This is a genomic window from Endozoicomonas sp. 4G, from assembly GCF_023822025.1.
In the GTDB taxonomy this organism is placed as follows: domain Bacteria; phylum Pseudomonadota; class Gammaproteobacteria; order Pseudomonadales; family Endozoicomonadaceae; genus Endozoicomonas_A.
In genome coordinates, this window is record NZ_CP082909.1 from 3,118,317 (window position 1) to 3,131,148 (window position 12,832).

Sequence of the window (12,832 nt, forward strand, 5' to 3'; positions counted from 1 at the left end):
CAGGTATCTACGCTGGCTTTAACGCCAATAATTTCCACCTCAGGCTGGGTAACCATTATCACGTAATACACGACACTGGGACACCCGTTAAATTATCCCTGTTGCTCAAGAACCAATGGCGGAGTAGCCTGTTCTGGGTTCTGTTGGCAAAGCTGCTTCCTTCTTCCAGCGTACCCTACCCTGTTTTCAGGCATGGTTTCCCCTCACTGTCCCGGGCTTTTGGTGATGCCCCTGATTGCAACCCTCATCCGGTGATTCTCGACCACCCTTTGCTGAAAAGCCGCTTATCCGTACAAACCCGTTGCATCGACCAGCATCCTGTCTGGCAGATCACCGCCTCACCCTCAACATCATCGCCAGAGACACCCACGGCTCTGGGTGACTCTCTGTCTGCCTGGCTATCACTATGGAAACTGTTGAATGACACCCATACCAGCACCCTTTTCCTGCGCCCCTGGCGAGAAGACCAGCAAAATCGCCTGCAGGCCATTATCTGCACTCATTCACTGACCGATCATAAACAGTGTCAGAGTATTCTTATTCATTCCCCACTGAATCACGAAAAACCCTGGCTGCTGCCTGAGCTGGCTAAAAAAGAAAGCATCAGCACTGACGGTCAAACCGCTTTAGACAGTGTTCACATTCAGCGGATCACTCACGCGATTCATTGCCTGTCTTCCCACGGTGAGTCGTTGGGCGAAAAAATACACGCCTGCCACAGTCATCACTGGCTTTATCAACTGGCGGATCAAAAATGGCTTTATCAACCCGGTATTCCCGAGATCGCCGTAAAACCCAGCCCACCACTGATCAGTGGCAAGTACTTTAATCTTTGGGCGCTGGAAAAAGCATCGCCCGGTAATGAGCGGGATTCGGTCTGGTCAAAGTCATCTCTATTGATTACCCGTAATGACAAACATCGGAAATACCATTTCTGGGGAGCAGGAGACCCGGTACTGCTTATGCAGTTTGCTGATGCTCCTTATAGCCTCAAGGATCGTTATCTCGGCTGGGACGTACCGGAAATTGGCAACCTGATAGACAGTGCCTATCCCAACCTGGCCGCTTTGTTTGTGAACACGGTAGCCAATGCACCGCTTAATCTCTATCAGTTGCAGGGAATGCTCTCCGGCTTCAGCTTATCATCCACTCCCAAAAGCCTCAGTGACCGGGTAAGGGAACAGATTCAAAACGACCCCGGCTCACTTTATCAGTTTCTCAAACGGCGGCCTGAGTTACTGAATAATGTGCTGGCCTACTTGAACCGAGAGCTTCCGGGGCATCCTGTCCATTCATACTTTGCCGGTTCTGTCCCCCCCCATCCAACCCACGGAAACCCACCGGCCTTGTTGCCGGACACAGGCAATGCCTTCCAGCCAGAGACATCACTCCCTCCAACAGCATTTGCAGCAGGTATAACGGCGGTTTCTGGTGCCCAGGGAAATAACGAGGCACCCCAGCCTCAATCTTCACCGGCTTCCCTCCCTGAACAAACAGCCAAACAAAACGACAACAAACGTCAACGAAGTGTCAGCCCGGGCGGGAGGAATCCTGTTGATGATAACGAGCCGCCACCACCCGGTGGCAACAGAACCCCTCCGGCCACACCTGCGGACACCGTATCCTCAATATCCTTGCTCGATCGTCTATCTGATCTCTACGAAAAATCCGGACTTCGGCCTGAAAGCGTCAGCCATTTATCGGATTTCCTGTCAGAACAGCTGGCTATTACATCCAGCCAACACTTTCAAGCTTTTTACGACCAATGCCAACTACCCGACCATGACAGTGAAACACTCTATCATCAGATGCTCCGGCGTTTTGATCCGGGCAACCAACAACATCTGATGCTGGCATCAAAAGCCCTGCAAAGCTCTATACAGATCATGGTTGCTTCGGACTCAGGATATCGCACCCTCAGCAACTATGATTATTCGCCTCAGCGAGCTATGAACAGGCTTGAAAATGTCGTTATGTTCCTGCTGCACGAGAATCAGCTGGTAAGACTGTCCCGCCGCACTCACGAGAGCCTGTGGTTCACTCACTTCCTGACCCGATCCGAGTTAACTGAAAAGGAAAAAGAAACACTAAAGGCCAGTCAGCTTGACCATAATTTATGGAAACTGTTTCCTGAATGGCAACAAGACGTTTTATTATGCCGGGAAAGCCTTCAGAGCAATGCCATAAACTCTGCCAGCAAGAAACCAAAAGAAGTGTCCATAACATCTGCCAGCGAAAGACTGAGGCAGGCATTTAGCGCACCCGGTGAATTTATGCAGGGAGAATACGGACAGAACCTGTTCAGCTTTTACAATAAACTGGGGCTGGTTTGTTACCCGCTCTATGCTACAGAGCACCCCGGTGGCTCATTTTACATCAGTAAAAACGTGCTTGGCGCGGTGATTTTTTTCTGGCAAGACTCTGCCAGTAAATATATCTCTTTTATAGCTCCGGATCTCTCTACAGCAACGATAGAGGACGAAATAACACCTTTGGCTGTTTATTTACAAGATTATACCCAAGGCGCATTTTTAGTAAAAAAACAACATATTCGCTACGTCATTCCAGCCCTTTTAGTACTCGGACCTGTTATCAGGAAAACCCATTCAGAAGCCAGCAGAATTATATCCAATACTCAAGGTGCTCTTCTTTATGGTGGTTTAGCCAGGTGGCAACATATTTCGTCATCGGTTCAACCCGGCGAACTTGGCAAGGTACCTGTCACCAACGATATTGACCTGGCCGTTACAGATATGAAAAGCCTGGATGATATCTCAGTTTTTTTAGAAAACGAACTAAGACGCGCACTGCCTGGCACTACCGTTATACGCGCCAACAGGCATAGTTCCGTTTTAGCCAGCTCACACATCTCTCAGTCCAAAGGGCTACTGTACACCTTAAAAATCTACTGCTTTCCCTATGGAAAAAATAAAAACAACATCATGGACTTCACGAGTCCCTTTCACAGGTTAACAAAATGGCGAATCATATCAATCGATGTTTCTGCCGGGCCTGAAGGGTATTTCGACTTCGCGCGTGTAGAACCTTTTGTCAAGGATTCCAAGCTGGCGATGCCCAACCTGCCCGCCATGGTAGAAAAGCTGCTTCAGGATACGCAACTTGATCCAGAGCGCTCAGGCAAAGATGCCAATCGACGGATACAAAATGCTCAACAGGCATTAAAAATCTTGCTGATGAGTGACACGGAGCAACAGGTTGAAAGCATTATTCAACGGGCACTGTTCAGCAAATTTTCAGATTCATTCCGGTTACCTGAATTTCTGCATCCTTATATCCAGCCAAAACCAGACCATCAACAACAAAGCGCTACAAAGATAGAAAACCAGGCAGGAAATGATGCACGTGATCAACAGCCTATGGTTTCTGCTGAGACTAAAATAACAGCACCCGATGCCGTTGAGCCTCCGGCTGAACGTGCACAGGAACAACACATTGTTGACAAACCAGTTGACAAACCAGTTGACAAACCAGTTGACAAACCGGCAGCCGCCACTGTCACTCATGCTGAAGATCCAGAAGTAAAAACAGAAGATTCAGAAGTAAAAACAGAAGATTCAGAAGTAAAAACAGAAGATTCAGGTTCAAATTCCCGTAAAAAGAAAAGGAAACAAAAACGGAAAAAACCGGTTCAAGCAGAAAGCAACAACCTCGCCACTGCTCCCGAAAAGAGCGCAGAAGTCAACCTTGATAATCAACACCTTGCGGTAGCTCATAACAGTAAGACAACGGCACCTGCACCTGCTCCTGTAGAACAGTCAAAACAAAGCAACAAAGAAACCACCACCAAAACCTCAGCCTCAAGTGCGATGGATTTCGAAACGGCAATATCTCATTCCACAGAGCTATCAAACTGGCTTAAGGAGATGGACCATCAATTTCCCGGCGAGCTGAGCAGGGCAATAAAGACACAAGATTGTCAGGCCACTTCGCTTGATACAGAACTCAATGCCCTGCAAAATCAACTGCAGGCAGGAAAAACAAAAACCCTGCAAATACTGGCCTGTTCCGGAGCTTCGGCAGAGACATCCGGAGACCAACCGTCCATCACCATCAATCTGGCAAACAGTCTGAACAGTGAGCAGCGCCTGGGGTTAGAACAGGCCGCTTATGAGAACCACTTCCCCTATGCACAGCTGGTTGAGGCGTTGTTCGTTCTGAACCAAAAACTCCCGTCTGGAAAATCGCAAGCACTTCAGGTTTATGAAAAAGCGTTCGAACTCCTGTTACCGGCAGCCCTTGCCGGTCTCCCTCTTGCCTACCAATTGTTAATTGGGATGCAATTGCACAGTCATCATCCAGCGGGCTGGCCCCAGATGGAACCGGTTAACCGGCTGTTACTGAGCATGGCTTCCCGCGGGTTAAGCTTAAACCGGGTCACCCTTGAAGGTCCGTTAAAGGGCGGGTTTCTGGAGCAGCTCTATCAGGATACCGATGTCATCACCCTGACAAACATTGAGCAGGGATTGGCTAAAGAGTCCGATCTCTCAAGCCGAGGCCAAGAGGTGAAAGCCATTCTCAACGCCCTGAGAGAAGCGGATACCCCTGCTAAATTCATCGCCCTGAAAGCCATCCGCCCGCGCAACAAGGAACTGCAGCAAACCCTCGCTTCATTGAAACTGATACTGAATAAAATCAGGGAGCCAGCACCAGGTCAGATACATAGTGAGCTTTGGTATTACACTCTCAAAGTCATGCAAGTTCAGGGAGGATCCCAAAAAAAATCTCAGTTTATTGATGTATCTAATTTCCCAAAGGTGCTGGCCATGACTGACCTGAAAATAGTTATGGGCATTGAGCGCACCGGACAGTTGTTCAAAAACAATCAATCCAAACTCATCGCTTTTTGGAAAATGGGTTTTTGGGAAAACTATCTCAAAGCATCTTTAAGCAAAGACAGGACGAATGAAAAGGTTTTATTTGACCAGCATCACGACAAAATAAGCAATAAGGCCATTGAAAAGTCCAAAGCCGACTTGATAAAAAACTGGGCTCTTGCCCGATCTTTGCTACTTTCAAGAGACTTTATTGAAACCAGAGAGGTTCCGGCTTCCCCCAGTCCCTCCACTGTGACACAACTGCCGTCTGGAATAGATAAACATCCTGAAAAGGCAACACCTGAAAAAGCGACACCTGAAAAAGCAACAAGAACCATAAAAACCGAAAAACAGCCAAAAGAACTAAAACCTGGCATCGCCGTATCAAAAGACATATTCGATCAAGAATTACATGCTCAGTATTTACTACAGCTGGATAGCAGTATTACTCAGCAAGTCAAATTGATTCAGAAAGACCCGGAAGTTTTTTTGAAACAGGTGGAAAAACACATCAATGCATTCAGAAAAGCCTTACTAAAAAATAAAAATCGAACAAACGAGCTGGGGATGGGCTACTACCAGTTTCTGAAGGCCCTGGCCATGATGAACGCCAAAATGTCAGATGATGATAAAACCATTGAGTTGAGCTTTAGCCCGGCAATCAAAGGTAACGCTAAAAAGATAAGAGATACTATAGTGTTGTCTAGAAATTACTTCTTCCCTTATGCCCCAATGCTCAGGCTGTTTTTTGAATACGGTACACACGAAGCTCCTCAAGGCCTGATGCAAGTCTTTTTTTCTGCATTCTCTGGCGTCTCACAATCTATTGAGATTTTATTGGAATCAGAACCAAACCTAACAACTATGGCCGGAATGCTCCTCAAGTGGCTAGTACTTATTCCAAAGCCTTTCGAACTGAAACTGGCCTTTGATGCAGACACTTACCTGAATAGCCCAAAAACCAATATTCCGGGTAGGGTAACTCCTTCTATACGTCTACTCAGAGAGTTTCTGAAGCAGCTTCCGGTAAAAGGTTCTGATGGTGCGGTTGATGTTGTTTTGAATCGAATGGGCCAGACACCTAAAAATAGTCAGCACCTGCCAGACGAACAGGCCGAACAAGCGACTAAGTTCGACAAAATGGCTGCGGCCCAGTCAGAGTTAAAGGCAGCAAAAGAAGCTTCGGATATAGCTCGTGAAGTACTAGCAATAGCAGAAAAACTAAGTTTAGAAAGCGCGTTGGCAACAGCAAAAGCATCAGCAGAACTATCAAAACTACGGTTACTAGCAGCAAAAGCATCGGTGGAAGCAATACGGGAAGAACAAAGAGTTGCGGTAGAACAATCAGAAGAAAAATTAAGATTTGCGCTGTACCTGGCTACTGGTCGAGAAGAGTTGTTGAATATTAACTGCATGGATATAGCCACGTTCATCGTTAGCTTTTCTATATTTGGCTTTGAATTAGACCTAAAGCCTGTCGAATTCCTGAGGCAAAGCCAGAAAACTCTTGCTGAAGAGCCGGAGCCTGAGATACGGGCATGCTCGGACCTTATAAAACTTGCTTTTCATCTAATGGGTGCATTGCCAGAAGCAGAACTGGACTTTCCTCATCTTGATAACGTTGCCCCCGAGGTCCGGGCCCGCTTAACCGCCCATCACTTTGGCCACGACTTACAACATATAACAAAAATACTGGATATGTTTCCTAAAATGATTTATGAGGATACGCTTTCCTATTGGTTCAACATACTTTTGCTGATTCACTGGCATATCAACACGCTCATCGGTGGCAATTCAGAAGAAGTGGAAAAACTTCACGTAACTGTAGGTAACTGGCAAGAGTTAAGCCGTTTGCTTAAAGAGTTTGTATGGTATAAGCCAGTCAATATTAATGCCCGGAGCTTTCAATCGGTCGTCAAAGAGTATGCCACTTTTGATAGAGAAAATTTGGAAAAATTCCTGGATGGAGATGAAAGTGCTTTTATTTTTACTATTCAGTACATCCATGAAATTGGCTATCAAAAATTACAACAACAATTAGAAAAGTATAAAGATAAAACAGATCCCAAATCACTACAGATGAAAGGATGGCTTCATAGCCTTGCTGGATTGTCGCTTTTGGAGCCACAAATCAGTGCTGACCACCAGCGAGTCACATTAACCAGTCACAAAAGGGTTTTGCCCATTGCTTATGATCATTTCAGGAAAGCACGTCAAGCCGACTTCCCTTACGGTGGATATCTGGAATCTCTGGTATTAATGCGATTCGCTAACCACTACCATTATTATCAGAGTCAGATATCAGAAACCTCAACAACAGAATCTCTCTATAAGCCAGTGACTCAATCCCTATCGACCAGAAAACCGGACGAAATGCTCTTTATTGAAGCAGGTAAGATTGTTTCGGAAATCTTGCCCGGACTGTTGTTAAGCTCTCTATTGGGTTCACGTGTTGCTGCCAAAGCAGTCATCAGGTTATTTACTGATAAGCGGTTTAATCTTCTGCATATCCCTCAGGCAGGTTGGCCAGCACTGATCGCAAAGAATTTTTTGTTTACCCCCATAAACCGTAACATCCAGTTTGGATTCAACAATCATGTTTCTGAAGTTGAAGAAGCGTTATTTCCCAGGATAAGTGATCCAAACAGCATTGAGAGCATATTGCTGGAAACAGTGGATAAAGCAAAGCATGCCTCCATAAAAAAGAGACCAAAACAATATAGTATTTTGCTCGACCATAAAATCAAAAGTAATGACTGGCCAGAAAACGTTAAAACCTATCTAAATCGTGTCAACGCTTTTATGTTAGATAAACCAGAGGTGTTAGACACATTACCCGAGACAACCGCTGCTGATATCGATCAATTGCCAGAAAACATTGAAAGCTGTGAGCTGAGCCGGTACGCCTATACCAATTCACATGAATCACTTAAGGAAACACCACAACCTGAAACTGGTCTCGATGAATTTGTTTATAACCTGCCCCGGCTAAAAACTCACTCAAATTATGAGGCTATAAGTAATGCACTTTTAAAAAAACATCGTACTCAGTCAGCCTGGGTTCGCTATTACTTATGGGCTTACGAGACGCTCAATGATAGCTATGACAACGATAGCTATGACAACGATAGCCATGACAACGAACTGGATGAGGTAATGAGCAAGGAGATTAAAACCATGAAAGCATCTTTTCTGGCACTTCTGGCAACCTCCGACTTACTGGTAATGTACGACGATAACCGGGAGGCCATGAGCACCGCATTCGAACAGGACAAGACAGACCTTGCTCCCTGGCTGGCCCTTTTTCACAAATTCGCAGCCACTTCCGCCTTTGTGCTGGGAGAGACACAAAAGGCAGACTTCCACCAAAGTCAGTACGAAAACCACAAACAATTGTTAAATGATGAATAGGTGACTCATCACCTACTCAGTCAGGAAAGAATCCAGTATATTGTTGCTCAGCCCTATCTCAACTTTATGGCGTCAACACACTTATGCAAGGCCAAAATTTATTTCATGCTGAGCCGGGTAACTCCACTCAATCGGACAATCAACGCCCGCTGACGGTAACAGAGCTGAACAGCCAAACCCGAAGAATGCTGGAAACCCGGTTCGCAAATATCAGGGTTGAGGGCGAACTTTCCGGCCTTGCCCGACCCGGCTCAGGACACTGGTACTTTACTCTCAAAGACGCCAATGCCCAGATTCGCTGTGCAATGTTCAAAAACCGAAATCGCAGCCTGCGTTTTGTTCCTGCTGAAGGTATGCAATTAATTGTCAGGGGTCGTGTGAGTCTCTACGAGGGTCGGGGCGACTACCAGCTGATTGTCGATCATATGGAAGAAGGCGGAGCCGGTGCCCTCCAACGCGCTTTTGAAGAACTTAAACTGAAGCTGGCCACTGAAGGTCTGTTCAATGCCGAGCGCAAAAAGCCATTGCCAGCCCTGCCCTCCCATATTGGTGTCGTGACTTCGCCAACCGGGGCTGCTGTCCGTGACATTCTGGCGGTACTAAAAAGACGTTTCCCCTCCATACCCATCACCGTCATTGCCAGTGCGGTCCAGGGCAGAGAAGCGGCCAACGAGCTGGTCAGAGGCATTGCAATGGCCAATCGCAGCGGACTGTTTGATGTTCTTATTGTCGGTCGTGGAGGAGGTTCACTGGAAGACCTCTGGCCTTTCAATGAAGAAAGCGTCGCCCGGGCCATAGCAGCTTCTGAAGTTCCCGTGGTCAGTGCCGTGGGCCATGAAATTGATTTTACCATTGCTGATTTTGTCGCTGATTATCGGGCACCGACCCCGTCGGCGGCGGCTGAGGTACTTAGCCCTGACCAACAGGATATTCTCAATCAACTGAGCCTGCTGAACCGAAAGCTCCAGGCCTTGATGAAGCATCGTTTGCAAGTTCTATCCCAAAGACTCGATAACACCAGCCTGCGCCTGCGTCATCCGGGGGAGCGGCTGAGAGAGCATCACCAGCGGCTGGAAGATCTGGACATTCGTCTGCAACAAGCCATGACCATCGCCCTGCAGATTCATGCTGCAAAACATCAACGATTAAACGACAGACTTCTACAGTCTTCACCTTCAAGACCCATTGAACGTCTGCAGGGCCAGTTGACTCTGCTGAAAAACCAACTGGATTCATCCGTGCACATGCTTTTAAAACAGAAAGAAAGCCGCTTGCAACAACTGACCGGCATGCTGGATGCCGTCAGCCCTCTGGCCACCCTGTCGCGAGGCTACAGTATTGTCGCCAGGGGCGATGAATTTATTCGGGATGCCGGGCAGCTGACGGAAGGCGAGCGGGTGACGGCACGATTCAGCCGGGGTTCGGCAGACTGTCAGGTGGTTGAGGTGCACAGATCCTTCGACCGTGCACCCTGAGCGGAGTCGAAGGGCGCTCAGGATGAACGTAGATTGTTCACATCAAACTCATACTCAATTATGCAGACAGTGTCTGCACAATCTTCTGGTTTGGTAACAGCTAAGCAAACCGGACCATCTGAGCCAGATTGCGTTTTGAGCAACCCTTGCCGAATGCTTGTGCTAGATCGTCAGCCAAAAGGATCAGAGCAAAATACCCAACATACGACGCAGAGGCTCAGCCGCCCCCCACAACAGCTGATCGCCCACCGTAAAGGCCGACAAATACTCTGGCCCCATATTCAATGTGCGAATACGACCCACCGGAATGTCCAGACTGCCGGTCACCGCTGTCGGTGTTAGCTTCTCCATGGTGATCTCACGGTCATTGGGAATCAGGGAAACCCAGTCGTTGGCGCTGGCAACAAGGCTTTCCACATCGGCCATTGGTACATTTTTGTTCAACTTGATGGTTAACGCCTGACTGTGGCAGCGCATGGCACCAACACGCACGCAGACACCATCCACCGGCACCAGAGCCTGACCGTCCAGACCGAGAATCTTGTTGGTTTCTGCCTGGGCTTTCCACTCTTCACGGCTTTGCCCGTTGTCCAGTTGACGATCAATATAGGGGATCAGACTGCCTGCCAGAGGCACACCGAACTCACTCTGTGGTAAATCTGAACTGCGCAGCAGATCGGATGTTTTGCGGTCAATATCAAGAATGGCGCTGGCAGGATCAGCCAGCTCTTTGGCAACATTGTCGCGAATCACCCCCATCTGGGTAATCAGCTCACGCATATTGCGGGCACCGGCACCGCTGGCCGCCTGGTACGTCATGGCACTGACCCACTCCACCAGCCCTGCACGGAACAGCCCGCCAATGGCCATCAGCATCAGGCTGACCGTACAGTTACCGCCGATAAAGTTCTTGATACCAGCATCAATGGCCCGGTCGATAACAGGACGGTTGACCGGATCCAGAACAATAACACTGTCGTCTTTCATTCTCAGGGAAGACGCCGCATCAATCCAGTACCCCTGCCAGCCGCTATCACGCAGGGGCTGAATCACTTTATGGGTGTAATCACCTCCCTGGCAGGAAATAATGATATCCATCGCTGCCAGCGCTTCGATAGAGTGAGCATCCTGCAATGCCGTCACGGGCCTGCCAACATCAGGCCCGGGCTGCCCATGCTGAGAAGTCGTAAAGAAGACCGGATCAATATTGGCAAAGTCGTTTTCTTTGCGCATACGATCCATCAAAACGGATCCGACCATCCCCCGCCAGCCGACAAAACCGACTTTTTTCATAACGCCCCCTAAATTCTCAACCTGCTCAACCCTTCAAACAAGCCACTACGGCATCACCCATTTCAGAGGTGCTTACCGGTGTGCAACCTTCTGAGGCAATATCTCCGGTACGCAGTCCCTGGTCCAGAACATCGCTGACCGCTTGTTCAATGGCATCCGCTGCGGCAATTTCACCCAGAGAATAACGGAGCAACATCGCCAAAGAAAGAATCTGGGCCAAGGGGTTCGCTTTCCCCTGACCGGCAATGTCCGGGGCAGAACCGTGCACAGGCTCATACATTCCCTGGCTGGCTTCGTTCAGGGAAGCCGATGGCAGCATACCAATGGAGCCGGTCAGCATGGCAGCACAGTCACTGAGAATATCGCCAAACATATTGCCGGTAACCATTACATCAAACTGCTTGGGTTCACGCACCAGCTGCATGGCGGCATTATCAACATACATGTGGCTCAGTTCCACATCGGCGTAGTCAGAGCTCATACCAGACACGACTTCACGCCAGAGCGCAGTCACTTCCAGCACGTTGGATTTATCCACCGATGTCAGTCGACCACCCCGTTTTTGAGCCGCTTCGAAAGCCACTTTGGCAATGCGCCTGATTTCAGATTCACGGTAAACGTAGGTGTTGTAACCTTCGCGCTCACCGCTCTCAAGGGTACGAATACCCCTTGGTTCACCAAAGTAGATACCACCGGTCAGCTCACGGACAATCAGAATATCCAGACCCGCCACCAACTCATGCTTGAGGCTGGACGCCGCTGCCAATTGTGGAAACAACATCGCAGGGCGCAGATTAGCAAACAGACCCAGTTCGGAACGCAACTTCAACAACCCACGCTCAGGGCGATTCATCATCGGCTGGTCATCCCACTTGGGACCACCCACTGAGCCAAACAGAATGGCGTCGGATTGTTTTGCTTCGGTCAGGGTCTCATCGGTCAGGGGAATACCGTGAACATCCAGCGAAGCCCCACCCACCAGACCTTCACTGACGGCAACATCCAATCCAAAGCGGGTTTTAACGACATCCAGCACCTTCAGTGCTTCTGCGACAATCTCCGGGCCAATACCGTCACCCGCCAGGCATAAAATCTGTTGACTCACTTCCCTTTACCTCTGATTAAAAATACTGTTTTGTAAACTGACCGGATTTAATGGATAGCTTTAATGGAGAGCACCAAACAGCCAGGGCTGGTTGTTGCGATGGCGCTCTTCAAAAGCTTTGATCGCATCAGCGTCCTGCAAAGTCAGACCAATGTCGTCCAGACCATTGAGCAGACAGTGTCGTCTGAACTCATCCACCGAAAAGCCAAGTTCGCTGCCATCGGGCTTGATCACTTTTTCCCGTTCCAGGTCCACTTTCAGCTGGTAGCCTTCTTCTGCTTCAATTTCACTGAACAAGGCGTCAACCGCCTCTTCCGGCAGAGTGATGGGCAGAATGCCATTTTTGAAGCAGTTATTGTAAAAAATATCGGCGAAACCGGGCGCAATAACGCAGCGAAAACCAAAATCATCCAGCGCCCATGGTGCGTGTTCCCGACTGGAGCCACAGCCAAAGTTGTGACGGGCGATCAGTACGGATGCGCCCTGGTAACGATCCTGATTCAGTACAAAGTCAGGATTTAACGGACGCTCTGAACAGTCCTGACCGGGCTGGCCTTCATCCAGATAGCGTAATTCATCAAACAGATTGGGACCAAAGCCACTGCGCTTGATGGACTTCAGGAACTGCTTGGGAATGATCATGTCGGTATCAACATTGGCACGATCAAGAGGTGCCACCAAACCCGTATGAGTAGTAAATGCCTTCATGGTGC

General features: G+C 48.5%; 8 protein-coding genes. 2 read left to right on the forward strand and 6 right to left on the reverse strand.

Features of this window, described 5'->3' with window-relative positions; genetic code table 11:
- Window positions 1–244: 244 nt before the first annotated feature.
- From K7B67_RS11970 to K7B67_RS23885, 3 genes are all read right to left on the reverse strand, one after another.
- Window positions 245–490 carry a hypothetical protein gene (locus K7B67_RS11970; protein WP_252176111.1) on the reverse strand — a complete coding sequence of 82 codons (246 nt, stop codon included), beginning with the start codon at window positions 488–490 and terminating at the stop codon, window positions 245–247.
- A 273-nt stretch (window positions 491–763) separates the two neighbouring features.
- Complete coding sequence (locus K7B67_RS11975) at window positions 764–916, reverse strand: hypothetical protein (protein WP_252176112.1); 153 nt, start codon at window positions 914–916, stop codon at window positions 764–766.
- An 812-nt stretch (window positions 917–1,728) separates the two neighbouring features.
- Window positions 1,729–1,857: a hypothetical protein gene (locus K7B67_RS23885; RefSeq protein ID WP_256484437.1), complete on the reverse strand. Its 129-nt coding sequence runs from the start codon at window positions 1,855–1,857 to the stop codon at window positions 1,729–1,731.
- A gap of 416 nt (window positions 1,858–2,273) precedes the next feature.
- On the opposite strand from K7B67_RS23885, the gene K7B67_RS11980 reads away from it, so the two are divergent.
- Together K7B67_RS11980 and xseA are read left to right on the forward strand one after the other, a co-directional pair.
- Window positions 2,274–8,246 (forward strand): hypothetical protein, encoded by a 5,973-nt coding sequence (locus K7B67_RS11980; protein WP_252176113.1) that lies wholly within the window; start codon window positions 2,274–2,276, stop codon window positions 8,244–8,246.
- 83 nt (window positions 8,247–8,329) lie between these two features.
- On the forward strand, window positions 8,330–9,721 hold the full coding sequence (gene xseA / locus K7B67_RS11985; RefSeq protein WP_252176114.1) for an exodeoxyribonuclease VII large subunit: 1,392 nt from the start codon (window positions 8,330–8,332) through the stop codon (window positions 9,719–9,721).
- A gap of 183 nt (window positions 9,722–9,904) precedes the next feature.
- Here xseA and asd read toward each other — a convergent pair whose 3' ends face one another.
- The 3 genes from asd to leuD are packed head-to-tail and all read right to left on the reverse strand — an operon-like array spanning window position 9,905 to window position 12,827.
- Entirely contained in the window at window positions 9,905–11,014 is a 1,110-nt protein-coding gene (asd, locus tag K7B67_RS11990) for an aspartate-semialdehyde dehydrogenase (RefSeq protein ID WP_252176115.1), read from the reverse strand.
- Window positions 11,015–11,039: 25 nt separating this feature from the next.
- A complete protein-coding gene (gene leuB / locus K7B67_RS11995) occupies window positions 11,040–12,119 on the reverse strand; it encodes a 3-isopropylmalate dehydrogenase (RefSeq protein ID WP_252176116.1) in 1,080 nt (359 codons plus the stop codon).
- A 60-nt stretch (window positions 12,120–12,179) separates the two neighbouring features.
- Window positions 12,180–12,827 carry a 3-isopropylmalate dehydratase small subunit gene (gene leuD / locus K7B67_RS12000; RefSeq protein WP_252176117.1) on the reverse strand — a complete coding sequence of 216 codons (648 nt, stop codon included), beginning with the start codon at window positions 12,825–12,827 and terminating at the stop codon, window positions 12,180–12,182.
- Window positions 12,828–12,832 lie beyond the last annotated feature (5 nt).